This window comes from Mesorhizobium sp. WSM1386, assembly GCF_055901595.1.
In genome coordinates, this window is sequence record NZ_CM148373.1 from 4610850 (window position 1) to 4635143 (window position 24294).

A 24294-nucleotide genomic window follows, 5' to 3' on the forward strand; every position below is an offset into this window, starting at 1 on the left:
CCCGAACGACGCTCGAGGATCCTGCCCCCTTTCGCCACACCGGCGGCCAAGCCGACGATGCGCAGACAAAAGGCAAACACGGTTCGAACCTTTCATTGGAGCACTTGCTCCGTTGTCAGGTCTTCACCCGTCTCATGCAGGCCCACATGAATTAAGGCTTTTGGGCCGCCTGCAATCTCGGACAGGATGTCCGGAAGCCTTTCGGCTTCCGGCACCGGGCCGCCGACACGTCGGAGGCCCGGAATTCACTTGCGGATCAGTCTCTTGGGAGACGATCCAAATGGTCGTATCAGGACGCTGCGAGCGTCGAGACGTCGAGCTTGAGGCCCGGGCCCATCGTCGAGGTGACCGACACCTTCTTGACGTAGTTGCCCTTGGCGCCAGCCGGCTTTGCCTTGGTCACCGCGTCGGCGAAGGCGCGGATGTTCTCTTCCAGCGCCTTGACGTCGAACGAGACCTTGCCGACACCGGCATGAACGATGCCGGCCTTCTCGACGCGGAACTCGACCGCGCCGCCCTTCGATGCCTTGACGGCGGCGGCGACGTCGGTGGTGACGGTGCCGACCTTCGGGTTCGGCATCATGCCGCGCGGGCCGAGCACCTTGCCGAGACGGCCGACGAGCGGCATCATGTCCGGCGTGGCGATGCAGCGATCGAAATCGATCGTGCCCTTCTGGACGATGTCGACCAGATCCTCGGCTCCGACGATGTCGGCGCCGGCGGCCTTGGCTTCCTCGGCCTTGTCGCCACGAGCGAACACGGCGACGCGAACCGAGCGGCCGGTGCCGTTCGGCAGGTTGACCACGCCACGGACCATCTGGTCGGCATGACGCGGGTCGACGCCGAGGTTCATGGCGACTTCGATGGTCTCGTCGAACTTGACCGTGGAACGGTCCTTGAGCAGCTTCAGCGCTTCACCCAGGGCGTAAGCCTTGTTGGGATCGATGCCTTCGCGGGTCTTCGATACACGCTTTGCAATCTTTGCCATGATCTCAGCCCACCACTTCCAGACCCATCGAGCGGGCGGAGCCCTCGACCATGCGCATGGCCGCCTCGACGTCGTTTGCGTTCAGATCCTTCATCTTGGCAGTCGCGATTTCGCGAACCTTGTCGCGCGAAACGGTGCCAGCCTTGACCTTGCCCGGCTCCTTCGAGCCCGACTTCAGGTTCGCAGCCTTCTTCAGGAAATAACTCACCGGCGGCGTCTTCATGACGAAGGTGAATGACTTATCCTGATAATAGGTGATGACGACCGGAACCGGCGATCCCTTTTCCATTTCCTGGGTCTGCGCGTTGAACGCCTTGCAGAACTCCATGATGTTGATGCCGCGCTGACCAAGCGCCGGGCCGATCGGGGGCGACGGCGTAGCCGAACCCGCGGAGACCTGGAGCTTGAGCTGGCCTGCAATTTTCTTAGCCATCTCTTTTCCTGCCTTTGTCTATGCCGGCACCCACTATCTGGGAAACCCGGCGGTTGCAGTCTGGTGGTGCGGTTCGCGCAGCCGGCTAAAGCCGCATTCGCCTCCCACCGTTCTCGAGGCCGCGCGCTTGTGCGCCGCCTCCCCCGATCGCCGACCGGCGTCGCCGGTCCAACATCGGGGATTTCGGATCAGCCCTTTTCGACCTGTCCGAATTCCAGATCGACAGGCACGGCGCGCCCGAAGATCGAAACTTCCACCTTGAGCCGCGCCCGCTCCTCGTCCACTTCCTGGACGAAACCGTTGAACGACGCGAACGGACCATCCGAAACGCGGATCGCCTCGCCGATCTCGAAGGTGACCGACGGCTTCGGCCGTTCGACGCCTTCCTGGACCTGGTTCAGGATACGCTGCGCCTCGGCCTCGGTGATCGGCACCGGCTTGGAGTCGCCGAGAAAGCCGGTGACCTTCGGCGTGTTCTTGACCAGCGAGAACACCGCATCGGTCAAATTGGCCTTCAGGAGCACATAGCCCGGGAAGAACTTGCGCTCGGCATCGACCTTGCGGCCACGGCGAACTTCGACGACCTTCTCGGTCGGCACCACGATCTGCTCGATATCGGCGGACAGGCCCTTCTGCTTGGCCTTGTTCTCGATGTCCTCGGCGACCTTCTTTTCAAAGTTCGAATAAGCGTGGACGATGTACCAGCGCGCAGTCATTTTTAGACTTCTCCGTAATCGCCGGACTTAACGTCCAATGCCCAGAATCTGTTCGACCGCGAAGCCCATGAGCTGATCAGCGGTGAAGAAAAAGACCATCGCAATCACAGCGAAGGCCAGAACCATCACCGTCGAGATCATGGTCTCGCGACGCGACGGCCAAGTCACCTTGGCTGTCTCCGAGCGGACCTGCTGGAGAAAGACGAAAGGATTTGTGGTTTTCGAAGCCATATGCCGCCTGTCTTCAAGACCCGTTGGCCGGGCCCCCTGGATGATCCCGCTGACCGGGACGTGCCGCCTGAGCCCAGAGTCGCGCCGAATCAACGCAACCATTTCGCCCATGCAAATCAGACGCGTAAAGCCGGCTTCCCAGCTCCACGCGTCGCGTGTCTGTTCTGTCTACATAAAACCGATTCTTGATCCACGCAAGTGGCAAGTGTCCGCTTTATGACCAAACACCGCCTCGGAACCATCCAGTCGTTCCGTCCCGGCTATGGCTGTCTTATGCCCCAATCAGGCTAATATGGCAAGCGGGTCGCGGATTTTCAAAGGCCCGACCCGCAAAATATCGATGCGCACAGGGCATTCGTGCAACGAAAACTGCCCTTTCAGCCGGACTAGGGCCGACGGCGGGAATGGAGGTGCGGCCGCAGTTGGCCAGGCGCCACCTTATGCTCACATGCGCACAAGCAAGATAAGCGAGAATTTCGCGGATGCAATTCAATGCGGAAGGGACAGCACCGATATGGCCCGATAAGATGTGTGTTCTTTACATAAGCTGGCTTCGACGGATGGGCGAGGTCATTGGCGATGGCTCCGCCGAACTTGCTCGACGACGGCTCGCTCCAGACACATTGCCTATCCCAACGGCGACGAAGCCATTCTGAAAGCCAAATGAGTATTCATCAGCAGCCCTGCTAGGCCTCTCGAGGGTGTCCCAATGCTATATTTCGCCTACGGATCGAACATGGACCCGCTGCAGATCGCAAAGCGCTGCCCTGGCCACCAGGTCGTAGGCATCGGCATGTTGCCGAGCCATCGGCTCTGTTTTCCGCGGCTGTCAAACAATCGCGGGTGCGGAGTATCGTCAATAGAGCCGGTTCGCGACGGCGCTGTCTGGGGCGTTGTCTATAGGTTGACGCCCGATGATGTGGCCCGTCTCGATCGGGAGGAAGGCTACGAGACCAGCCGACCCGCGGGCGAGAACCGTTATAACCGGATGACGATAGTGGTGACCATGGGTGGCGAGCCCACCGAAATGCAGACCTATGTCGCTGAGCGGCAGGAAAATCCCCCTCCCCCAAATGCCGAGTATTTAGCACTGATGCGCGATGGCGGCCGGCACCATGGGTTGCCTGCTCCCTATCTCGCCATGCTCGACGCGCTGGGTGAGGATGTCAGGATCGGATCTGGTTGATCTGCCAACCGTAAAAAAAGGCGCTCAATCGTTTCGGGAGCGCCTTTCGGATGGATGAGGTGAGTTACTGTATCCACCACTGTGGTCGTAGCGATTGCCAGGATAGCTTTAATTGGGCCGGACGCTAAACGTTTGAGTGTTGAATATGCTTGGACTTTAAGCGCCGTTGTTTTTTTCATCGGGTTATTCCTTTCCGTCGGTAGCAGCGAAAATCGCCACGATTGAAGAAAGGCAACCACAACGAGCCAAGTGGTGGGAGTCGCACACACACACACACACCCATCCCCGAAACCGGATGATGAACCGGCAAGTGGTGGCCCTCTGAGCTAGGTCGGGCGCCGGGCGACGATTATTTGTTCTGCTTTAGATACTGGCTTAGAGAGCCGACGCCGGGGCGCTGTCTGGTCAAGCGGCTTCAGCCGCTCGAGTTGACCGTCGAGGCTTATGGCGAACCACCACGTCGACCTTGTAGTCGAGCCGGTCCAGACAGCGAACCAGCCTGTCGATCGAGAACTTCCCGGTGCGCCCGGTGACGATCGCTGAAACGTCCGGCTGTTTCATCCCGAGCAATTCGGCCGACTTCGCCTGGGTTAGGCGCCGGCGCTTGATAATGGCGCGGATCTCGCGGGCCAGCTTGGCCTTGAGCAATTCCTCTTCGGGATTGTCAAAGCCGAGGTCCGCAAACACGTTGCCGCTGCTAATTTCGGCGGTGATGTCTTCAGTCATGACTTTGTTCCTTTCCCATGGTTTTCGCGGTGGTGCGCCTCGGCTGCCTTCAATCGCGCTGTCACGAGATCGATCTCGTGCTTGGGCGTCTCCCTGCCCTTCTTCGACTTCTTCTGGAAGCAATGAAGGACGTAGATCACCCCAGCGAAGCGCACGGTGTAGACGGCCCGGTAAGTGTCCCCGTCGAAGTCGTCGACCACCTCAAGGATGCTGCGACCCCCAAAACCTTTTAGGGCTTTGACAGCCCGGTGCTCTTCACCATTCTGGGCGTCGTTGATTGCGACCCCCATCAACGGCGAACATCGACCGGAAACTCGCGCAGGTCGTCCTTCGACGATCCCATCCATACCGCGGGTTTTTGGTTTTTCATTCGCGCCCACCTTATAGCACATAGACTATAGTTTTCTCAAAGAAAATCCTGACACCCCCTTAACCCCTGGAAAATAACGGGGCCAAATTGTTGTCACAGCGGCAATCAGGCGGCAGCCCGGCGCTCTTCACGCGCAGCTTCCCACACTTCGCGGGCGGCGTCGGCATTCAAGGCCGCAATCCCCAAACCCACCAGCAAATCTGGCCACGCCGATCGCCATACGAAAGCCGTCATCAGCCCGGCAGCAATAATGGCAATGTTGGCGAATGCGTCATTGCGTGCCGACAGGAACGCCGCGCGCGTCAGGCTGCCGCCGTGGTGCCGGTAGGCGGCGAGCATGTAGGCGCAGCAAAGATTGACCGCGAGTGCACCCAGACCCGTCAGCGTCAGGGCCAAGGCTTGCGGCGGTACCGGCGCGTTGAATTTTTCCCACGCCGTCCAAAGGGTCGCCAAACCGGGCACAAGCAGGATAAGCGCCAGCGCCATGCCGACCCGCGAGCGGGCGCGCATCGACCAGCCCAGCGCAAGCAGAATGAGCAGGTTGACCGAGGCATCTTCTAGAAAGTCGATGCTGTCGGCGAACAACGACACCGATCCGATAGCGACCGCCACGGCGAACTCAATGCCAAAATAGCTCAGGTTCAGAAGTACGACGAGCAGGACGATACGGCGGAGCGCGCTACGGGCTTCCATGTCCAAACCTTCTCACGATTTAGCATGTCCGGCCACCAGCGGTTCGCCGATTTTCCAAGTCCAGCAGCAAATATCGTTCGGATGGCCATTTTGGAAAATGGCACGGGCAGCAGGGCTCGAACCTACGACCTGCGGTTTTGGAGACCGCCGCTCTACCAACTGAGCTATGCCCGTATCGTGTGCGCCTCGGCGCAGCAGCAGGGGCTTCCTAAAAGCTTCCGCGCTGTCTGTAAAGAGCGGTTTGCAGGCAAACGCGCCTTCATCCCCTTTGCCAGAAATCGGGATAGCTGACGACCAGCCCGTCATCGTCGATCTCAAGTTCCCGCTTGAAGTCGCTGGCGCGCGATTCATAAAGATACCGCCTGCCCTCTTCGAGACATGAGTAGCGCTGCGGGTTGCTCACCACCGTGAGCACGGGGAAATCGACGAAAGCGGTGGTGATCTCGGCACTTTGCCCGGTGGAAAGCCGCAAGCGCCGGATCGGCAGCGTGTTGGTGAACGGCGTGACGGTGAGGTCCGGATCGAAGACGCCGTCGAGCTCCGGCACGGGCATGCCGTCCCGGGTCCAGTGGCCGTCGCCGTCAGAGGCAAGAACCAGCGTCCGTTCGCTGCCGATCATATCGACCGTGACGCTCCTGGCGCGCCAGTTCGCGTCGCAGCCTATGCGATAGCGGACGGCGAAAGGCGTTTGGCCGGAGCAAATGACAACGGAATCGGCCAACACCTCGCCGGCCCGCTCGCGCAGCACAAGATGTTCGAGGCCGGGGCCTTCCCACTCGCGCCAGCGCACGATCTTGAATTCCTCGGCAGTCATTGCTCCACAAGCTCTCAGCAGGCTCTGCCGGTCATGATTTGGCATCAGGCGGTGTGTAGGGTCCGCCAGGCACACCCCAGCCCCAGGCAGGCATCGGTTCGGTTTCCGGGTCGCAGGTCTCGCCGAGATTGGAATTCATCTTGGCCAGCCGCGATCCCCACTCGACATAGCCCATGAAGGCCGAACGGAATTCGGGATCGTCGGGCAGGCCGACGGCATCGGCGGCGTCGGCCAGGAGGTCGATCCAGCGGCGGCGCTGTTCCTCCGTCAGATGCTTGCCCAGGTGATGCATGACCATTTCGCGGTGCCCACCATGCTGTTCGCTGTAGGTTTTCGGCCCGCCGAAAACCTCGCCGATGAAGGCAGCGACATGAGCGGGATGGTCAGTTGACATGGTCTTGAACACCGGCCCGACGGTCGGGTCCTGCGCCACCTTGTCATAGAAGGTCTGCGTCAGCCGGTTCAGCGCCTCGCTGCCGCCGGCCCATTCGTATAGTGTCGGGACGTCCTTGCGCATCAGAGTTCACCTGTCCTGACTGCCCGAGAACGATAGCGGAAAGCCCTCGCTCTGCTCAACCTGCCCCGATGGCCAGCCAGCCTGCGCGACTACAGTTTCGCCGGCGTCTCGGCTTCGGCATTGGCTGACGGCATAACCCTGCAATTGTCCGGTTTCGCTGCCGCTCTGCATATGGTGGCACCTGTCAGTTCGTCGGCGGACTGACGCCCTGTCGCCAGCCCGAGCCTCAGCGCCGTGTCTCGATCGAGTTGCGTTTGGCCCGATGAACGCTGCATGGCCTCGAACAGGCCAGGCCCGATCGCCATCTCCTCAAGATACGCCTTGACCTTCTCCTCCTGTCCGAGCGCCTGCACGCTGAGGCCCGCATCCGGCCCAATCAGGCGCTTGATGCCGCCGGCGACCACGATCGGACAGACTGAGGCGCATTCGCCATCCGTATCGATGGTCAGCCCGGTGTGGGCGCCCTCCCTGGCCAGGCAGTCCAGGGAGGGACCGCAGTCGACGAAATCCGTGCGGGCGACGACGACATCGAGCTTGTGCTCCCGGATCATCCTGCCGACGGCGAGAGCGCCGTCGACATCGCCGCCTCGCGAGCTGATCACGATCGGCAGCCGCCGCCCACCGGCGGCATCGAGCGCCTGGCGCAGCTTTTCCGGCGTCTGTGCGGTGATCGAGCCTTCGGCGGAGATCCATTCCGGGCAGTCGGGATTGCACAGCGGATTGCTGCCGCGAACAAGCACGAAGCGCATATCCGCTTCCTGAGGCAGGGCAGGCCTGGCCCCGGCGGTCGGGACGCCGGCGGTGTCCTTGCCTGCCGGTACCTGCCGGCAGTTCGCCTGAGGCTGCTCCAGCCTGCAGGCGGTCCCCCCGGTCATGACATCGACGCTGTCCAGGCTGGTGACGAGCTTCATGCGCAGCATGGCATCGAGGGCAATCTGCCGGATGTCGCTGGCCTGCGTCTGCTTCATCGTCTCGAGCACGCCCTGGTCGACGCCCATTTCCTTCAAATAGGCGGCAAGGCGTTTCTCGACCCCCTTGCTCATTTCGTAGGTCTTGTAGCTGCCGGCGTTCTTTCGGCTGACGATCCTGGTGCTGATGATCTTCTTCTTGCCGTTCACGATCCGGTAGGTGGTCCGGTAGACCAGCTTCGTCCGCTGGAAGGTGGTTGTGATCTGGTGGACACCGAGATAGGCGAAATCGCCGGCCACGCGGCGGACACCGCCGGAAAACATCAGCGGACAGGCCGAATTGCACATGGCGCCGCTGTCATAGGCCATGCCGAAATAGCCGGCTGCCTTACCGTCACCGTCCTTATCCTTGTCCGTGCAGTTTTTCATCCGCGGCTCGCAGCCGGTGAAGACGGTCGTGCCGACGGCGGCATCGAGCTTGTTCTTGCGGATCAGCCGGCCAAGCGCCAGCGCCGCTTCGACATTGCCGCCGGGGGAATTGACGACGACCGGCAGTTGCCGGCCGGCGAGCGTCTTGAGTGCGCGCTTGAACAAGGCCGGCGTGCCAGCCTCGATGGTGCCTTCCGCCGATATCCATTCCGGACAGTTGGGCTCGCAGCCCGGCGCGCTGCTGCGCACGACGGCGAACCGCATCGGCGGGATGTCCGGCTGCTCCTCCTCGGCCCGGGCCGCACAGACAGGCAGTGCCACGGCAAGCACCAGCACGAGGCGGACCAGCGCCCGCAACCACCATGCCTGCCCATCGAAACGACGCCCTGGAACCACTCTTGGCCAAGCTCCCTCGGTGCAACCCATACTAGTTGCGGCGATGGCGCTTGCAACAGCTTTCAGCGGCCGGCAAATGCGCCTCTCACGCGGCCATGATGGAAACAAAAAGGGCGGCCCGAAGACCGCCCTTTCCTGTCGAACCGGCGAAAACCGGCCTCGATTATTCTTTGATGGTGACGACGATGCCGGCACCGACGGTGCGGCCGCCTTCACGGATGGCGAAGCGCAGCTTCTCTTCCATGGCGATCGGCACGATCAGCTCGACATCGACCGTGATGTTGTCGCCAGGCATCACCATCTCGGTGCCTTCCGGCAGCGACACGATGCCGGTCACGTCCGTGGTGCGGAAGTAGAACTGCGGACGGTAGTTGGTGAAGAACGGCGTGTGACGGCCACCTTCGTCCTTGGTCAGGATGTAGGCTTCGGCCACGAACTTCTTGTGCGGCTTCACCGTGCCCGGCTTGGCCAGAACCTGACCACGCTCGACACCTTCACGGTCAACGCCGCGCAAGAGCGCGCCGATGTTGTCGCCAGCCTGGCCCTGGTCGAGCAGCTTGCGGAACATTTCGACGCCCGTGCAGGTCGTCTTGGTCGTCGGGCGGATGCCGATGATTTCCAGCTCCTCGCCGACCTTGACCACGCCGCGCTCGACGCGGCCGGTCACCACCGTGCCACGGCCCGAAATCGAGAACACGTCCTCGATCGGCATCAGGAACGGCTTGTCGAGCGGACGAACCGGGGTCGGGATGTAGGCGTCGACCTGAGCCATCAGCTCGCGGATCGCGTCCTCGCCGATGGTCTTGTTCGAATCCTCAAGCGCAGCCAAAGCCGAACCCTTGACGATCGGAATGTCGTCGCCGGGGAACTCGTTCTTCGACAGAAGCTCGCGAACCTCGAGCTCGACCAGTTCGAGCAGCTCGGCGTCGTCGACCTGATCGACCTTGTTCAGGAACACCACGATCGACGGCACGCCGACCTGACGGGCCAAGAGGATGTGCTCGCGGGTCTGCGGCATCGGGCCGTCGGCGGCCGACACCACCAGGATCGCGCCGTCCATCTGCGCGGCACCGGTGATCATGTTCTTCACATAGTCGGCGTGGCCGGGGCAGTCGACGTGGGCGTAGTGGCGGTTGGCCGTCTCGTATTCGACGTGCGCCGTCGAGATCGTGATGCCGCGCGCCTTCTCTTCGGGCGCCGCATCGATCTGGTCATAGCGCTTGTATTCGCCAAAATACTTCGTGATCGCCGCCGTCAGCGACGTCTTGCCATGATCGACGTGGCCGATCGTGCCGATGTTCACATGAGGCTTAGTGCGCTCGAATTTACCTTTTGCCATAGTCTCTTTCCTTGGACGGCCTTGACCTTCAGTTCAGTCGAATGCGGGGCGATTAGCGACAAAGGCCAAAAAACACAAGCGTCTTTTGGCCGGGTGCCGTCACTCAGTCCGAACCTGGGATCCGATTGCGGGGATGTGGCGCTGATATAGGTAGGCCCTGGACGGAATGAAATGGGTGAAAGCCGGATCGATCGGGCCGCCGCGGCGGCCTTGCCTGCCAATCCGTGTCCGCTTCACGGCCCGTCGATGGCCCATTGCGGTCGTCGTCGAGCTCTGATCTCCTGACCCGATGCATTTCCTTCCGACGACCGTTCGCGGCCCGCTGTTCATGATCATCTCGACCGGGTCGTATCTCGTCAACGATACGATGATGAAACTCGCGACCGCCGGGCTGCCGTCCTACGAGGTGCTGTTCCTGCGCGGTGTCGCGGCGGCGTTGTGGGGGTTTCCGCTGCTGTTCGCGCTTGGTTACGGCAAACAGATCCCGCTGATCTTCGACAGGCGCGTGCTGGGCAGGAACGTGCTCGAGATGGCGGCGATCCTCTGTTATGTCGTGGCGCTCGCCAACATGCAGATCGCGGATTCCACCGCGCTCGGACAGATAACGCCGCTCCTGATGCTGGTCGGCTCGTCGATCCTGTTTGGCGAGCGCATCGGCGGCCAGCGCATGGCGCTGATCGGGCTCGGCTTCATTGGCGCGCTGATGGTGGCGCAGCCGACGATGCAAGGCATTTCGGTCTATGCGCTGCTGGCGCTCGGCAATGCGGCGCTGGCGGCGGCGCGCGACCTTGCCGGCCGGCGGGTCTCGGCCGAGGTGCCGGGGATAATCGTGGCGATCTCCGCCGTCGTGGTGGTGCTGATCGGCGCCGGCGCCGCGCATCTGGTTTCCGAGCGCTGGGTGATGCCCGAGGCACGTCATCTGCTGCTGATGGCCGGCGCCGGGTTTTTCCTGATCTTCGGCCATTTCTTCATCTTCATGGCCTATCGAGTCGGGCCGACCAGCGCGGTGGCGCCGTTCTATTATTGCTTCACCGTCTGGGCCGTCATTTCGGGACTGCTGGTGTTCGGACAATTCCCCAACGTGCTGGCCGTCTGCGGCATCCTGCTGGTGGTGGGCAGCGGGCTGACCATCGTGTCGCTGGACCAACGCAAGCGCCGGCTGGCCGTGGTCGCCTAGCCATTGCTCGCTTTATGACGCTAGGACGCCGGTCACCGGCCCCGAAACGAGCCGGTCACCGGCAAGCAAAAAAGGCGTGCGTTCCGGCTAAAGCGTCCTGCGTCCGCTGAACTGGTGGTAGGCCCACAGCACGACCACGGCGCCGACCACGGCGACGATCAGGCTGGAGATGTTGAGACCGGTGACACCCACGCCAAAGATCTGGCTGCAGATCACGCCGCCGACGATAGCGCCGACGATGCCGAGCACGATATCCATGATCGGGCCCTGGCCGGTCTTGTTGACGATCTTGCTGCCCAGGAAGCCGGCGATGGCGCCGAGAATGATCCAGCTGATGATACCCATTTTTTCCTCTCCATCCCTCGCCAGCGCGACATTTTCATATGATTGTCGAAAGCTCAAGCCAACTTGAAATTCCGCCCGAATGCGCCATTGTGCAATGGGCTGGGCTTGGTTGAGATGGAGGATCCACTATGGGACTTTTTGACAACGCCGTTCCCGGCGGCAACATCACCAAACCGCTGATGATCGCGCTTGGCGCGTTGCTGGTCGGAAAGATGCTGAGCGGCAGAAGTGCCGAACAGCCGGATCAACCCGAAGCTGCCGCTCCGCCCGCCCCCGTACCGACCGAAGCCACCGCCAGTGACGGCGGCCTGCTCGGTGGCCTCGGCGGCCTTCTCGACAAGCTCAGGGATGCCGGTCACGGCAACACCGCCGACTCCTGGGTCGGCACCGGGCAGAACCAGTCGATCAACGCCAATGATCTCGGCAACGCGATTGGACCCCAAATTATCCGCGAGATCGCGCAACGGACCGGCATGGACGAGCAGGAACTGCTCAAGCAACTGTCCACGGCCCTGCCCGGCATCGTCGACAAGCTGACGCCGAACGGCCAGGTGCCGCAGCAGCACCAGGTGGCGTCCGCGTTCAACAGCTGACGCGGCGCGGAGACAATCGGAGTGCTGCGCGCATTGCGCAGTGTCCCGGCTTACAGGTGGTTGCGATGGAATTCTGGGCGATGGAAATCCGGGCGATGGAGATCTGGAGCGGGTAGCGGGAATGGAGATCTGGAGCGGGTAGCGGGAATCGAACCCGCATATTCAGCTTGGAAGGCTGCTGCTCTACCACTGAGCTATACCCGCGCCTTGCACTGAAGTACCGGATTCAACCGAAAAGCGCCATGCGCTTTTCTACTCCGATGCTCTTCGCGTTTCAGGGCTTCCGGGCCGGCAGTGGTGGAGAGGGTTGGATTCGAACCAACGTAGGCTAAGCCAACGGATTTACAGTCCGTCCCCTTTAACCACTCGGGCACCTCTCCAGTCTGCCGCCGGAGCCATGCAACGAGGCATTCTTGCCGATCCGGACCCGAGATAGATGTCTTCTCCGAAATCAGCGAAGCGCCTTATGGCGGCAAGGCCAGTGGGTGTCAACCGCGCAGCCGGGCTTTTTCGAACTTGTTCGCCGACTGCGGCGACGGGCCATATCCCTGGCCGCGGCAGACGGCTATAGAAGCCGACCATGAGCAACAAGACCAACACTCCGAAAGACACCCATTACGCCAAGCTGCGCCGCGCCTTTCGCGACGAGAAGAGCGGCGGCGCGCCGGCATTCAAGCCACGCCAGCCTGTACCCCCGGGCGAAAACGCAGGCGATGGCCTGGTGCGGCTCTATGGCCTGCACACGGTGCGGGCGGCGCTCGACAACCCGCGGCGCCGGATCAAGAAAATGCTGGTGACGCGCAATGCGGCCGAGCGTCTTGAAATAGCCGATCTCGCCGCCCTGCCGTTCACGGCCGAACTGGTCGAGCCCAGGGACATTGACAAGATCACCGGCTCGGACGCCGTGCATCAGGGCGTGCTGATCGAGGCGGAGCCGCTGAAGCCCAAGCGCCTCGACGCGCTGGGCGACACGAAACTGGTGCTGGTGCTCGATCAGATCACCGACCCGCACAATGTCGGCGCCATCCTGCGCTCGGCGGTCGCCTTCGGCGCCGGCGCGCTGATCACCACGGCGCGCCACAGCCCGCAGGAATCGGGCGTGCTGGCGAAATCCGCCTCCGGCGCGCTGGAGCATATCGACCAGATCGAGGTCAAGAACCTCGCCGACGCGCTCGGGCAACTGCACGAGGCCGGCTTCCAGACCATAGGGCTCGATTCGGATGGGCCGGCGGAACTAGAGACGAGCTTTGCCGGGGACAGGGTCGCGCTGGTGCTCGGCGCCGAAGGCAAGGGCCTGCGCCAGAAGACGCGCGAGACGGTGACGACGCTGGCCCGGCTCGACATGCCCGGCGCCATCCGTTCGCTCAACGTGTCGAATGCCGCGGCCGTGAGCCTTTATGCGGCGAGAAAGTTTTTAGGGCAGTAGGGCAGTAGGTTTCCGAAGCGGCCCAGACGGGGTGCCCTACTGCCCTACTGCCCTACTGCCCTACTGCCCTACTGCCCTACTGCCCTACTGCCCTACTGCCCTACTGCCCTACTGCCCTACTGCCCTACTGCCCCTACACCTCATGCCCCGCCATCCGTTCCAGCGCCCTGACCAGGGCCGAGTGATCCTCCTTCGCGCCGCCATTGGCCGCGCAGGAGTTGAACAGCTGCTGCGTGGTCGAGGTGTTGGGCAGCGACACGCCAAGCGCCTTGGCGCCTTCCAGCGCCAGGTTGAGGTCCTTCTGGTGCAATTCGATGCGGAAGCCAGGCGCGAAGCTGCGCTTGACCATGCGCTCGCCATGCACTTCAAGGATACGCGAGGCCGCCAGCCCACCCATCAGCGCCTGCCTGACCTTGGCCGGATCGGCGCCGGCTTTCGAAGCAAAAACAAGCGCTTCGGCAACAGCTTCAATGGTCAGCGCGACGACGATCTGATTGGCCACCTTGGTGGTCTGGCCGACGCCGTTCGGACCAACCAAAGTGATGTTCTTGCCCATCTTCTCGAAGATGGGTTTTGCGCGCTCGAACGGCTGTTCCTCGCCGCCGACCATGATGGTGAGCGACGCCGCCTTGGCGCCGACCTCGCCACCCGAGACCGGCGCGTCGAGATAGTCGCAACCGAGCGCATTGATCTTCTGGGCGAAGGTCTTGGTCTCGATCGGCGAGATCGAACTCATGTCGATGACCAGCTTGCCCTTGGTCAGGCCGGAGGCGACGCCGTTGTCGCCGAACAGCACTTCGGCCACCTGCGGCGTGTCGGGCACCATCAGGATGACGATGTCGGCCGCCTTGGCCACGGCTGCATGGCCGGTCACGGTTTCCAGGCCCTTGGTGACGAGATCCGCCGGCGGCTTGGAGCGGTGGTCGCTGGCGATGACATGAAACCCCGCGTCCAGCAGATGCCCCGCCATCGGCGCGCCCATGATGCCGAGGCCGATGAAGCCTATGGTTTCCATTGTGGTTCTCCTTTGTGAAGGCAGCGTTCTGTCGCGCCCCCTCTGGCCTGCCGGCCATCTCCCCCACAGGTGGGGAGATTGGCTCTTTCGGCGCCTCGCTCATCCTGCAAAGTTGGAGATTGGCGAAAGCCGAGATGACATTCGATCTCCCCCCTTGTGGGGGAGATGGCCGGCAGGCCAGAGGGGGGCGCGAAGGATCGCGACTGCAATTGCAACAGCTAAGCCGCCGCGCTGCCTTGCCCTGTCAGGTCCCGGAACCAGCCCAGCCCGGCTTCCGTGCCGGCCTTCGGCTTGTATTCCGCCCCGATCCAGCCGGAATAGCCGATGCGGTCGATGTGGTCATAGAGGAAGGGATAGTTGATCTCGCCCGTCCCCGGCTCGTGACGGCCGGGATTGTCCGCAAGCTGGATATGCGCGATGCGGTCGCGGTTAGCCTCGATTTTACGGGCGAGATCCCCCTCCATGATCTGCATGTGATAGATGTCGTATTGCAGGAACAGGTTTTTCGAGCCGATACGGTCGATGAGATCGAGCGCCTGACCCGAGTGGTTGAGGAAGAAGCCTGGAATGTCGCGGGTGTTGATCGGCTCGATCAGCAGCCTGATGCCGGCTTGCTCCAGCTTCTCCGCCGCGAAGGCGAGGTTTTCGGCGAAAACATCCTCGAGCACCTTGCGATCGGCGCCGACGGGCGCGATGCCGGCCAGGCAATTGACCTGCGGGCAACCGAGCGCCTGCGCATAGGTGATCGCCTTGGCGATGCCCTGGCGGAATTCCGGCACGCGGTCCGGCAGCACCGCAATGCCGCGCTCGCCCCCTCCCCAGTCGCCGGCCGGCAGGTTGAACAGCACCTGTGACAGGCCGTTCTTCTTCAGCCTCGCGGCCACCACCTCGGGCGCATGATCGTAAGGACCGATATATTCGACGCCTTTGAAGCCGGCGCGGGCGGCGGCATCGAAGCGGTCCAGGAAATCGTGCTCACCAAAGAGCATCGAAAGATTGGCTGAAAAACGCGGCATTCTTTTTCTCCTAATCCAGCATCACGATCGCGGTCGGCGCATCTTCCTGGTGCTCGGCAAGGTCTTCGAATTCGGTGATCTTGTCGATCTCGGTGCCCATGGAGATGTTGGTGACGCGTTCGAGAATGAATTCGAGCACGACCGGCACCTGATGTTCCTTCATCAGCCGCTGCGCCTGCTTGAAGGCGCCGGCGAATTCTTCCGGCTTGCGCACCCTGACCGCCTTGCAGCCCATCGCCTCGGCGACCGCGACATGGTCCACGCCATAGCCGGCCTCGGGATCATCTGAACGGTTGATGTTCTCGAAGGCCAGGCTGACCTCGTAATCCATCGAGAAACCGCGCTGCGCCTGGCGGATCAGGCCGAGATAGGCGTTGTTCACGACGACGTGGATATAGGGCAGCTTGTGCTGCGCGCCGACCGCCAGTTCCTCGATCATGAACTGGAAATCATAATCGCCCGACAGCGCCACAATGGTGCGGTCCGGATCTGCGGCACGCACGCCAAGGGCTGCCGGCAAGGTCCAGCCCAGCGGGCCGGCCTGGCCGCAATTGATCCAGTTGCGCGGCTTGTAGACATGCAGGAATTGCGCGCCGGCGATCTGCGACAGGCCGATCGTGGTGACGTAGGTGACGTCGCGGCCGAACGCCTTGTTCATCTCCTCATAGACACGTTGCGGCTTCAGCGGCACCTGGTCGAAATGCGTCTTGCGCTTCATCGTCTTCTTGCGGGCCTGGCATTCCTTCGCCCAGCCCGACCAGTCGCGCAGCTTTCCCGCCGTCTTCCACTCGGTGGCTACGTCGAGCAGCATCTTCAGCGCCGCGCCCGCATCCGAGACGACGCCGAGATCGGGCGCGAAGACACGGCCGATCTGCGTGGGCTCGATGTCGACATGGATGAATTTCTTCCCCTTCGTGTAGACGTCAACCGACCCGGTATGGCGGTTGGCCCAGCGGTTGCCGATGCCGAAGACGAAATCGGCTTCCAGCATCGTCGCATTGCCGTAGCGGTGCGAGGTCTGCAGTCCGCACATGCCAGCCATCAGCCGGTGGTCGTCGGGGATCGCGCCCCAGCCCATCAGCGTCGGGATGACCGGCACGCCCGATATTTCAGCGAACTCGATCAGCAGATCGGACGCGTCGGCATTGATGATGCCGCCGCCGGCGACGATCAGCGGCTTTTCGGCCGCATTGAGCATCGTCAACGCCTTTTCGGCCTGGGCCCGCGTCATCGCCGGCTTGAACGGCGTCATCGGCTCGTAGGCGTCGATATCGAACTCGATTTCGGCCAGCTGGACGTCGACCGGCAGGTCGATCAGCACTGGACCCGGGCGCGACGACCGCATCAGGTGAAATGCCTTCTGCAGCGCCATGGGGACGAGATAGGGCTCCATCACGGTGACCGCCCATTTGGCGACGGGCGCCGCGATGGCTGATATGTCGACGGCCTGGAAATCTTCCTTGTTCAGCCGTGCGCGCGGCGCCTGGCCCGTGATGCACAGGATTGGAATGGAATCGGCGGCGGCCGAATAGAGACCGGTGATCATGTCGGTGCCCGCCGGACCCGACGTGCCGATGCAAAGCCCGATATTGCCGGATTTGGCGCGCGTATAGCCTTCGGCCATATGCGAAGCGCCCTCGACGTGGCGGGCCAGCACGTGGCGGATGGTGCCCCTCGCCTTCAGCGCCGAATAGAGCGGATTGATCGCCGCGCCCGGCACGCCGAAGGCGCAGGCCATGCCTTCCTTTTCGAGAACGAGAACCGCGGCATCGACAGCGCGCATCCTGGCCATTTTCCGGCCCTCCTCAGGGTTGTCATTGTTGGATGGCCGAGAATGTCAGCAAGCCGGCTATTTTTCAATTTTTCCAGAATATTTTTTCATTTCTAGAAAACAGCGGCTTTTTTTTGATTTTGTTGGATTTTCCGTTTTCCAGGAATTCTGCCGCCTAGATGAGTGAAAAACTTTTTCATTGCATGTTTGGCGGAACGGCGGAGAATGGCGCCCATGGACACGACCGAAAAACGCCAGCGCGGCCGGCCGCGCGCCTTCAACGGGCCATCCGAAGCCAATTCGGTGCAGTCGCTCGACCGGGCATTGCGCATCCTGGGCATTGTCGCCGAAGGCAGCGGCCTGTCGCTGAGCGAGATATCCGCGCAAAGCGGTCTTGCCGCCTCCACCGCCTACCGCATGCTGACGACGCTGCAGAACCACGGCATGGTCGAGTTCGACACCAGCGACCAGTTGTGGTCGATCGGCGTCGAGACCTACCGCATGGGCGCGGCATTCCTGCGCCGCCGCAAGCTCGTCGACCGTGCCCGTATCGTCATGCAGGAGCTGATGGAAAAGACCGGCGAGACCGCCAATCTCGGCGTCGCCGAGGACGATTGCGTGGTGTTCGTCAGCCAGGTCGAGACGCACCAGGCGATCCGCGCCTTCTTCCGCCCGGGGACGCGCAGCCCCTTCCATGCCTCCGGCATCGGCAAGGCGGTGCTGGCGCATCTCGAACCGGAACGCGTCGGCACCATTTTGCGCAAGGCCGGCCTGCAACGCTTCACCGACAAGACGCTTTCGGAAATCCCGGTGCTTGCGCATGATCTGGCTGTCATCAAGCTGCGCGGCTGGTCGGTCGACGACGAGGAACGGCACCCCGGCATGCGCTGCGTGGCGGCCGCTATCTTCAACGAGTTCGGCGAACCGATCGGCGGTGTCTCCGTCTCAGGGCCGACGGTGCGGGTGACGCCTGAGCGGCTGGCCGAGATCGGGCCGATGGTGCGCAATGCCGCAGCCGAAGTGACAAGGATGATCGGCGGCGTGCAAGCGGGCTGATCAGCCCGCCCCGGGCAACGCGCTCCTGGTCGCGATATCGAAGAAATCGAGCAGGATCGCCATGCCGACACCGCAGGCAGTGAAGACGAGGCCGGCGATGAAGATGCGGTTGGCGCGTTCATAGACGCGCCGCTGCAGCGACTTTGTGTCGAGCAGCAGCGACAGCGCCCGCATCTGCAAGGCGATACCGGCCAGGATCGGCAGGACGGCGACCAGATGGTAGGTTTGCCAGGGAATCGGGTTGGCGGCCCAATGGGTGATGAAACCCAGCGAAAATGCCAGCAGGATGCCGACCGTGGTGACGGTGCCATTGCGGAAAACCGTCTCGATCAGGTCTTCTTCCAGGTCCTGCTCGTCCAAGCCACCCTCCCCCAATTGGCCATTGCAAGAGACTAGACGCTCCGAATATCGCTGTATAGCGCTCGCTGCATGGGACCGCCTTGCCGTGGCGTTCGAATGCATGCGAAAGGGCGCGGATGAGGAAAACGATCCAGCTTTTGCTTGTCGCTTCACTTTGCGGATGCGTGGCGGCGGCACCTCGACCCGATGCCGGCGATCAACGCGCCAATCCCAATCCGGTCTCGCCAATCCCGATCTCGCTCGCGCTGGAGGAGATCATTACGGGCGGCATTCGCCAGCATCTGCCGGATCCGGCCTCCGCCAAGTTCGGGACGATGCTGGCCGGCGAGCGGACGTCGGGCGGCCGCCATGAAATCGTGGCCTGCGGCACCGTCAGCAACAGGACCTCATCCCGGGCTTACGGCGATGACAAAGCGTTTGTCGCCAAGATCTACCCCGATGCCGGAAGCAGCTTCGAACTCGTCGCGATGAGCGATGGGTCGGCGGATTCCCGGCTTCGAGTTCAGGGCCTCTGCCGCGCGGCCGGTTTGCCGGTTCTCGAGGCTAGCGCGAAGCTCTAGACCCGCGACCTTCAAACGAAGAGAGGGGCTGCCCGCAACCCCTCTTTACGTCGTTGGTTGGCTTCCGCTCAGAGCCGGCAGTAATGGCTATAGCCGTCGCGGCCGATGTAGGTGTCGGACTCCGGATCGTAGCTCGAATAGCGATCGAAACAGCGACGGACGTGCCAGGAACCGCCATCTTCGTCGACATAGACGGTACGCGGCGGCTGCTGGGCGAGCAGGCTGCCGAGGACGAAGCCGCCGACGCCGGCGGCGATGCCGATGCCAAGGCCGTGGTGATGGCTGTGAGCTGCCGAAGGCTGGACGGTGCCAACCAATGCGGTGGCGGCGACAGTGGTGGCGATGAGGCCGGAAACGAGTGTGCGCTTGAACATGATGATCTCCTTGCTTCGTTGACCGAGGCGATCCATCCGCCTCTTGATCATCTGTCGTTGCGGCAAGAAGAAAGGTTCGAATCTTTTTTCGTTTTTTTGCAACTGGGGAAATGACGTCCACCGCGCATAGCTGGAATCCGGGTGTCGCGAATGCCGGTGGCTGCCGCGCTCAACGCAAAAAGGGCGGCCGAAACCGCCCTTTTGAGGAATTGGGTCCCCTCCATCAAAGGAAAATGATCACCCTGCCGTGCCTGTGGTGATGATGATTGTAGTGCTTCCACCAGAATTTCTTGAAGTGGTGGTGATGATGATGGCCGTGCATGCCATGGGCAGACGACGTGCCGACAGTGCCGGCGAGCGCGCCGGTGGCGACGAAGATGGCGATGAGGCCCGAAGTGAGAGTGCGCTTGAACATGATGATCTCCTGGATCTTTTGATCGAGGCGACCCATTCGCCTCCGAACATCAGTCGGCGCAGCACGGGAAAAGGTTCGAAGGGGCGAGGATTTTTTTCGGCGAGGCCCGGAGAAGTGAGTAGTGAGTAGTGGAAGCGAGCCGCACGGCTCACTACCGACTACCGACTACTGACTATTGCCTACTCACTCTCTTCGCTCACCCCATGCCCGTGACATGGCGAAGCCAGAAGGCGAGCGCGATGAAACCGATGATCGTGGTTACGCCGGTCCAGTCGACATTGGCCTTCTTCACATCGCTGATGAGCTTCACCAGCAGCATCCAGGCGATGACGACGATGGGGAGAATGATGATGAGCCTGATCATGCGACACTCCAGTCCGAAGCGGTTGCACCTTGCCGATATTTAGGAAGCAATCCGGCGATTTTCAGGATCCCGCCTTTGAGCCCTCATCCACCGCTGGGGCGAACGAGAACGGAGTTTTGTCTTTACTGGCGCAACAAATATGCTAACCGGAGCGCCATGCCCTTGTAGCTCAGCTGGTAGAGCAGCGGTTTTGTAAACCGAAGGTCGGCGGTTCGATTCCGTCCGGGGGCACCAGTTCTCATCGGTCCGTTCCGGACACATAGGTTACGGTTTATACCGGAGACATGGGTAACACTTTTGGCCCGAAAGGGTTTTGGAGTGGTTCGAGCCTGCATGTCTCATCGTCGAAATATCCCAAATCATAGTCCATGAAGGTAGCCAGCCAGATATGGTCCTCGACCTGTTTGATGCCGACGGTCTGGCCGGCGAAGACGAGACTGAGATTGATCTTCTTGCGATTGTAGCAGATGCGGCCGCAGGTGGTGACGGTGACAGCCTTGTCGTGAAACGGATAGTCGAGGTCCGGCAGGCCGGTGTAGGGGCGCGTTGAGGGCGTGTAGCGCTCTGCCGGACAGTCCATGCCGAGTGCCTGATGCGGGCGTTCTGAGTTGAACTCGTCGATGAAGTCATCGAACCTGGCCTGCTGCTGAAGGAAATTGGCGCCTGCCGGTTTGGTGGCTTCCCTCTTCAGGGTGAGGTGCATGCGTTCATGGCGCCCGTTCTGCTGCGGGCAGCCCGGCTTGATGCGCTCGATGTCGATGCCCAGGCGCAGCCACCAGACCGACAGCTTGCTGAGGTTGAACAGCGCGTTGGGGCTGGCGAAGGGAACGCCATTGTCGGTCCTGATCGCGCTGGGCAGGCCGAACTCTTTGAAAACGCTTTCGAACACGGTGAAGGCAAAGGCTTCCTTGGTGGTCGACAGCGCCTCGCAGGCGATGAGATAGCGGCTGGCGAAGTCGGTGATGGTCAGGGGATAGCAATAACGTCGGTCGGCGAGCATGAACTCGCCCTTGTAGTCGGCACACCAAAGATCGTTGGGTCGATAGCCGTTTGAAAGCGGTGTCCCCGTCGCCCTGTTGCGCCTTCGCTTGCGGTGCTCGACCATGCCGTGCCGGTCGAGCACCGCATGCACTGTCGAGATCGCGGGCCGGTGCACATCGGGATACAGCCGGGCCAGCCGCTCGCGTATCTTCGGCGCCCCCCATGTCGGCTTATCTTGCTTCAGGCGCACAATCAGCTTCTCGATTTGAAACGGAAGCTGATTGGCGTGGCGATAGGGCCGGCGCGATCGATCCGTCAGCCCTTCAAGGCCGCTGTCATTGTAGCGCGTGAGGATCTTGTAGCCGGTCTTGCGCGAGATATCGAACTCCCGGCAAAGCACCGCCATCTTCTCGCCGTCCAGCAACCGGGCGACGAACTTCAGCCGCTCTTCCATGACGTTACACTCCTTCCAAGGCACCTTGCTCTCCTTGCAAAGGGCCGAAAGTGTAACCCATCTATCCGGAATGAACTGTCACCCATCTCTCGGGAAGGGCAATCTGTACGATCGTCGAGAACCGAAAGCCTTCCAAGGGCGATCGCAGCGCCGATATTCTATGAGGCGCTGGCGACTTGCTCAGATGCATTCGTCCTGGTGAACGTGTTCCTCACCCTGACGGACCTGCAGACATAGGCGACCCAGATGCCGGTCCCCACAAAGGAGGCTATCGGCGTCACCAGCGCATCACCTGCGAGCACCTGGCTCACCGGAATGCCCAGAAATGAAGAAATCCAGATCGTGTCCAGGACAAAAACGACAGGGATCGCAAGCCACTGGAGCAGAAACAATTGCGGGAACCGGCGGCTTTTCCGCAGCATTGAAACGAGCACAACCAACTGAAGAGCCAGAAAGGCCAGATTGAGTGTAACCTCGCCATAGACCGCTAGTGGCCCATTTGAGAGGGTCATGAGTTGCTGGTAGCCGTCGGCCGAGTTGGCCAAATCGGCGAGTGTGCGCAGTGGTGACAACGCCTGACCGATCGCCAGCAGCATCAGCCAGCCGCCGAATCCCACAAGTGGCTCAGGATTCTGTGACGGCTTCGCAGCTGACCGAACAGCGAAGAAAACAGGTACGCCGATCAACAGCAGTACAATCGCCCAATGCCAGATGGAAAACGTCCCCATTTCACTCCCCCTTTTTATGCCCTCCTAAGTTGTATCAGATTTCAACCTCAACTCAAGACGTGAAACTGATGCGGAACGACGAAGCGACGGTTTCTCCTGCCTGCTCCTGACTCGCTCACACCCCGATCGCCGACACCAATATCCGGTTCTGCCTCCGTATCGTCGCGCGCAGCTCCGGAATCCTGGCCTCGTCGCGCTTCACGAACTCGATGAACATCATGTTCATGTTGTTGAAGATCAGTTCGCCGAGCGCTGCCCCGTCGATGTCCTGCCGCACCAGCCCAATCTCCTGCAGCCGCGCAATCAGCGCGCGGATCTGCTCTGTCAGCGAGCGGTCCAGCGCCGTATAGGCCTGGCCGAACGGACTGTCGGGCAGTTGCGTCGAGATCGCCATCGCCTGCCGCCACATCTCCTTGCTGAGGTAATGCAGCGAGTGCTCGATATAGATGCCGATCAGCGTGTCCAGCGCGTCGCCGACATTGGCCGGCGGCCTTGCGACCACGCCGCGGCCGGCGTTGAGCACCTCATTGACCTCGAGCGAGACGATGGCGCCGAGGATGTCGCCCTTATTCTCATAGTAATTGTAGATGGTGCCGACCGACACCTCGGCCTGGGTGGCGATTGCCTCGATCTTGGCGCCCTCATAGCCGGCGTCGCGGAAAAGGGCGGCCGCCGCCTCGATGATGCGCCTGTGCCGATCCGCCTTTTGCCTTGCCCGCAATCCGCTCATATCAGCCTCTTGCCACAAAAATAGAATTGACTCAATTTTAAAACTGGTTCAATTTTTTGCAAGAAGCCACGAAGGCAGGGAGAACACTCGATGTCCGCACAGTCAAAAGCCATGAATCCGCTTTCCGTCCTGAAGAACCAACTGCGCGCCGCCTGCGCTGCCACAGCGCTGCTGCTTGGCGCCGGCAGTCTCGCCGAGGCCGCCGATCTCAACGCCCTGATCTGGTGCGATCATTCCGATCCGGCGCTGCTGCAGCCCTTCGAGGAGGCCAACAACGTCAAGGTCAACGTCAAGGAATTCGAGGGCACCGGCGCCGGCCTCGCCATCGTCGAACAGTCGCAGCCCGGTGACTGGGACGTGATGGTGATCGACAGTATCGATGTGCCGCGCGGCGTCGAAAAGGGCCTGTTCGAGCCACTGCCGGAAGACAAGCTGCCGCTGGCCGACCTGTTCCCGCAGGTGAAGATGGACGGCTCGACCGTGGTCGGCGGCAAGCGCTACGGCATCACCGAAAAGTTCGGCTACAACACGATCGGCTTCAACAAGACCAAGGTCGACCCGGCCGACATGCAGTCATTGGCGGCGCTGACCAGCGACAAGTACAAGGGCAAGGTCGCCATCTATGATTATTACCTGCCGGTCATCGGCATGGCGGCACTCGCCATCGGCAAGAAGACGGCGGAGCTGACCGAGGCCGACCTCCCCGCCATCAAGGCCGAGCTTCTCAAGATGAAGGCCAACGCCAAGCTGGTCGGCGAGGTCACCGCCAGCCAGACGGCGCTCGCGACCGGCGAGGTCGACATACTGGTCGGCGGCGGCGAATGGGTGACGGCGGGGCTAGCCAAGGAAAACCCGGCGCTCGACTTCTCCATCCCGAAAGAAGGTGCGGTGCTGTGGTCGCAGTCGCTGGCCATGTTCAAGGATTCCAGGAACAAGGACATGGCGCTGAAGTTCATCCAGTACATCATGAGCCCGGAAGGCCAGGCGCGGCTTGCCACCTCGTCCTGCTATTGGGGCATGCCCTCCAACTCCAAGGCGGCACTGACCGACGACCAGAAGAAAATCCTGCGCTTCGACGAGCAGCCCGGCTTTCTTGCCCGCGCCCAGGCCTATCCGGCGCCGAACGCCGATCTCGACAAGAAGATGCAGGATATGTGGACTGAAATGCTGCAGGCGAAGTGAG

General features: G+C 61.8%; 29 protein-coding genes and 4 tRNA genes. 8 read left to right on the plus strand and 25 right to left on the minus strand.

Annotation, left to right across the window (positions count from 1 at the left end; genetic code table 11):
• Nucleotides 1-289: 289 nt before the first annotated feature.
• The 4 genes from rplA to secE all read right to left on the minus strand — a co-directional run bounded on the left by rplA (nucleotide 290) and on the right by secE (nucleotide 2368).
• Entirely contained in the window at nucleotides 290-988 is a 699-nt protein-coding gene (gene rplA / locus AC0NIH_RS22520) for a 50S ribosomal protein L1 (RefSeq protein WP_287268997.1), read from the minus strand.
• Nucleotides 989-992: 4 nt separating this feature from the next.
• The gene (gene rplK / locus AC0NIH_RS22525) at nucleotides 993-1421 is read right to left on the minus strand and encodes a 50S ribosomal protein L11 (RefSeq protein WP_010909262.1); all 429 of its coding nucleotides are present in this window, start codon (nucleotides 1419-1421) and stop codon (nucleotides 993-995) included.
• A 188-nt stretch (nucleotides 1422-1609) separates the two neighbouring features.
• Nucleotides 1610-2137, minus strand: a complete 528-nt coding sequence (gene nusG, locus AC0NIH_RS22530; protein WP_013895710.1) for a transcription termination/antitermination protein NusG — start codon at nucleotides 2135-2137, stop codon at nucleotides 1610-1612.
• Between the two features lie 27 nt (nucleotides 2138-2164).
• A complete protein-coding gene (gene secE / locus AC0NIH_RS22535) occupies nucleotides 2165-2368 on the minus strand; it encodes a preprotein translocase subunit SecE (protein WP_013895711.1) in 204 nt (67 codons plus the stop codon).
• 736 nt (nucleotides 2369-3104) lie between these two features.
• Between secE and AC0NIH_RS22540 the strand changes: the two genes are divergently transcribed.
• Nucleotides 3105-3554, plus strand: coding sequence for a gamma-glutamylcyclotransferase family protein (locus AC0NIH_RS22540; protein ID WP_474025069.1), 450 nt, complete (start codon nucleotides 3105-3107; stop codon nucleotides 3552-3554).
• A 405-nt stretch (nucleotides 3555-3959) separates the two neighbouring features.
• On the opposite strand, the gene AC0NIH_RS22545 is transcribed toward AC0NIH_RS22540, so the two are convergent.
• From AC0NIH_RS22545 to tuf, 8 genes are all read right to left on the minus strand, one after another.
• On the minus strand, nucleotides 3960-4280 hold the full coding sequence (locus tag AC0NIH_RS22545) for a helix-turn-helix domain-containing protein (RefSeq protein WP_224690386.1): 321 nt from the start codon (nucleotides 4278-4280) through the stop codon (nucleotides 3960-3962).
• Nucleotides 4277-4660 carry a type II toxin-antitoxin system RelE/ParE family toxin gene (locus tag AC0NIH_RS22550; protein ID WP_473464419.1) on the minus strand — a complete coding sequence of 128 codons (384 nt, stop codon included), beginning with the start codon at nucleotides 4658-4660 and terminating at the stop codon, nucleotides 4277-4279. Before AC0NIH_RS22550 ends, AC0NIH_RS22545 begins: the two co-directional genes overlap by 4 nt.
• Nucleotides 4661-4755: 95 nt before the next feature.
• Nucleotides 4756-5343 carry a cation efflux transmembrane domain-containing protein gene (locus AC0NIH_RS22555; protein ID WP_473464416.1) on the minus strand — a complete coding sequence of 196 codons (588 nt, stop codon included), beginning with the start codon at nucleotides 5341-5343 and terminating at the stop codon, nucleotides 4756-4758.
• A gap of 98 nt (nucleotides 5344-5441) precedes the next feature.
• A tRNA-Trp gene (locus AC0NIH_RS22560) sits at nucleotides 5442-5517 on the minus strand.
• Nucleotides 5518-5602: 85 nt separating this feature from the next.
• On the minus strand, nucleotides 5603-6157 hold the full coding sequence (locus AC0NIH_RS22565) for a putative glycolipid-binding domain-containing protein (protein WP_473464414.1): 555 nt from the start codon (nucleotides 6155-6157) through the stop codon (nucleotides 5603-5605).
• A 31-nt stretch (nucleotides 6158-6188) separates the two neighbouring features.
• Nucleotides 6189-6674 (minus strand): group II truncated hemoglobin, encoded by a 486-nt coding sequence (locus AC0NIH_RS22570; RefSeq protein WP_473464412.1) that lies wholly within the window; start codon nucleotides 6672-6674, stop codon nucleotides 6189-6191.
• 89 nt (nucleotides 6675-6763) lie between these two features.
• On the minus strand, nucleotides 6764-8407 hold the full coding sequence (locus AC0NIH_RS22575; RefSeq protein ID WP_473464410.1) for a COG3904 family protein: 1644 nt from the start codon (nucleotides 8405-8407) through the stop codon (nucleotides 6764-6766).
• A 163-nt stretch (nucleotides 8408-8570) separates the two neighbouring features.
• Nucleotides 8571-9746 (minus strand): elongation factor Tu, encoded by a 1176-nt coding sequence (tuf, locus tag AC0NIH_RS22580; RefSeq protein ID WP_013895701.1) that lies wholly within the window; start codon nucleotides 9744-9746, stop codon nucleotides 8571-8573.
• 289 nt (nucleotides 9747-10035) lie between these two features.
• Between tuf and AC0NIH_RS22585 the strand changes: the two genes are divergently transcribed.
• Complete coding sequence (locus AC0NIH_RS22585) at nucleotides 10036-10923, plus strand: DMT family transporter (RefSeq protein ID WP_473464407.1); 888 nt, start codon at nucleotides 10036-10038, stop codon at nucleotides 10921-10923.
• A gap of 87 nt (nucleotides 10924-11010) precedes the next feature.
• Here the strand turns inward: AC0NIH_RS22585 and AC0NIH_RS22590 are convergent, their stop codons facing one another.
• Entirely contained in the window at nucleotides 11011-11268 is a 258-nt protein-coding gene (locus AC0NIH_RS22590; protein WP_473464405.1) for a GlsB/YeaQ/YmgE family stress response membrane protein, read from the minus strand.
• Between the two features lie 128 nt (nucleotides 11269-11396).
• Here AC0NIH_RS22590 and AC0NIH_RS22595 point away from each other — a divergent pair, with 128 nt between their 5' ends.
• Entirely contained in the window at nucleotides 11397-11861 is a 465-nt protein-coding gene (locus AC0NIH_RS22595) for a YidB family protein (protein ID WP_473464402.1), read from the plus strand.
• Between the two features lie 130 nt (nucleotides 11862-11991).
• Here AC0NIH_RS22595 and AC0NIH_RS22600 read toward each other — a convergent pair.
• Nucleotides 11992-12065 (minus strand) — tRNA-Gly (locus AC0NIH_RS22600).
• Between the two features lie 91 nt (nucleotides 12066-12156).
• A tRNA-Tyr gene (locus AC0NIH_RS22605) sits at nucleotides 12157-12241 on the minus strand.
• A gap of 200 nt (nucleotides 12242-12441) precedes the next feature.
• Here AC0NIH_RS22605 and AC0NIH_RS22610 point away from each other — a divergent pair.
• Nucleotides 12442-13287 carry a TrmH family RNA methyltransferase gene (locus tag AC0NIH_RS22610; RefSeq protein ID WP_473464399.1) on the plus strand — a complete coding sequence of 282 codons (846 nt, stop codon included), beginning with the start codon at nucleotides 12442-12444 and terminating at the stop codon, nucleotides 13285-13287.
• Nucleotides 13288-13420: 133 nt separating this feature from the next.
• Here AC0NIH_RS22610 and AC0NIH_RS22615 read toward each other — a convergent pair whose 3' ends face one another.
• From AC0NIH_RS22615 to gcl, 3 genes are all read right to left on the minus strand, one after another.
• Nucleotides 13421-14302: a 2-hydroxy-3-oxopropionate reductase gene (locus AC0NIH_RS22615; protein ID WP_473469715.1), complete on the minus strand. Its 882-nt coding sequence runs from the start codon at nucleotides 14300-14302 to the stop codon at nucleotides 13421-13423.
• A gap of 218 nt (nucleotides 14303-14520) precedes the next feature.
• On the minus strand, nucleotides 14521-15318 hold the full coding sequence (otnI, locus tag AC0NIH_RS22620; RefSeq protein WP_473469713.1) for a 2-oxo-tetronate isomerase: 798 nt from the start codon (nucleotides 15316-15318) through the stop codon (nucleotides 14521-14523).
• 10 nt (nucleotides 15319-15328) lie between these two features.
• Nucleotides 15329-17110, minus strand: coding sequence for a glyoxylate carboligase (gcl, locus tag AC0NIH_RS22625; RefSeq protein ID WP_473469711.1), 1782 nt, complete (start codon nucleotides 17108-17110; stop codon nucleotides 15329-15331).
• A 213-nt stretch (nucleotides 17111-17323) separates the two neighbouring features.
• On the opposite strand from gcl, the gene bhcR reads away from it, so the two are divergent.
• Entirely contained in the window at nucleotides 17324-18145 is an 822-nt protein-coding gene (gene bhcR, locus AC0NIH_RS22630; protein ID WP_473469709.1) for an HTH-type transcriptional regulator BhcR, read from the plus strand.
• Here the strand turns inward: bhcR and AC0NIH_RS22635 are convergent, their stop codons facing one another.
• Nucleotides 18146-18505, minus strand: coding sequence for a hypothetical protein (locus tag AC0NIH_RS22635; protein ID WP_473469707.1), 360 nt, complete (start codon nucleotides 18503-18505; stop codon nucleotides 18146-18148). It abuts the gene before it with no gap.
• A gap of 164 nt (nucleotides 18506-18669) precedes the next feature.
• Here AC0NIH_RS22635 and AC0NIH_RS22640 point away from each other — a divergent pair, with 164 nt between their 5' ends.
• Nucleotides 18670-19065, plus strand: a complete 396-nt coding sequence (locus AC0NIH_RS22640; RefSeq protein ID WP_473469705.1) for a hypothetical protein — start codon at nucleotides 18670-18672, stop codon at nucleotides 19063-19065.
• A 68-nt stretch (nucleotides 19066-19133) separates the two neighbouring features.
• Here AC0NIH_RS22640 and AC0NIH_RS22645 read toward each other — a convergent pair whose 3' ends face one another.
• From AC0NIH_RS22645 to AC0NIH_RS22655, 3 genes are all read right to left on the minus strand, one after another.
• Nucleotides 19134-19439 carry a BA14K family protein gene (locus tag AC0NIH_RS22645; RefSeq protein WP_473469704.1) on the minus strand — a complete coding sequence of 102 codons (306 nt, stop codon included), beginning with the start codon at nucleotides 19437-19439 and terminating at the stop codon, nucleotides 19134-19136.
• Between the two features lie 223 nt (nucleotides 19440-19662).
• Nucleotides 19663-19854 carry a hypothetical protein gene (locus AC0NIH_RS22650; RefSeq protein WP_473469702.1) on the minus strand — a complete coding sequence of 64 codons (192 nt, stop codon included), beginning with the start codon at nucleotides 19852-19854 and terminating at the stop codon, nucleotides 19663-19665.
• 196 nt (nucleotides 19855-20050) lie between these two features.
• Complete coding sequence (locus AC0NIH_RS22655) at nucleotides 20051-20218, minus strand: hypothetical protein (protein ID WP_473469700.1); 168 nt, start codon at nucleotides 20216-20218, stop codon at nucleotides 20051-20053.
• 158 nt (nucleotides 20219-20376) lie between these two features.
• Between AC0NIH_RS22655 and AC0NIH_RS22660 the strand changes: the two genes are divergently transcribed.
• Nucleotides 20377-20452, plus strand: a tRNA-Thr gene (locus AC0NIH_RS22660).
• A gap of 37 nt (nucleotides 20453-20489) precedes the next feature.
• Here the strand turns inward: AC0NIH_RS22660 and AC0NIH_RS22665 are convergent.
• The 3 genes from AC0NIH_RS22665 to AC0NIH_RS22675 form a co-directional block, all read right to left on the minus strand.
• Nucleotides 20490-21677, minus strand: a complete 1188-nt coding sequence (locus AC0NIH_RS22665; protein ID WP_023764329.1) for an IS481 family transposase — start codon at nucleotides 21675-21677, stop codon at nucleotides 20490-20492.
• 134 nt (nucleotides 21678-21811) lie between these two features.
• Nucleotides 21812-22381: a DUF2569 domain-containing protein gene (locus AC0NIH_RS22670; RefSeq protein WP_473465691.1), complete on the minus strand. Its 570-nt coding sequence runs from the start codon at nucleotides 22379-22381 to the stop codon at nucleotides 21812-21814.
• Between the two features lie 115 nt (nucleotides 22382-22496).
• Nucleotides 22497-23111, minus strand: coding sequence for a TetR/AcrR family transcriptional regulator (locus AC0NIH_RS22675; RefSeq protein WP_473465694.1), 615 nt, complete (start codon nucleotides 23109-23111; stop codon nucleotides 22497-22499).
• A 90-nt stretch (nucleotides 23112-23201) separates the two neighbouring features.
• On the opposite strand from AC0NIH_RS22675, the gene AC0NIH_RS22680 reads away from it, so the two are divergent.
• Nucleotides 23202-24293, plus strand: coding sequence for a polyamine ABC transporter substrate-binding protein (locus AC0NIH_RS22680; protein ID WP_473465698.1), 1092 nt, complete (start codon nucleotides 23202-23204; stop codon nucleotides 24291-24293).
• The last annotated feature ends 1 nt before the right edge of the window (nucleotide 24294 follow it).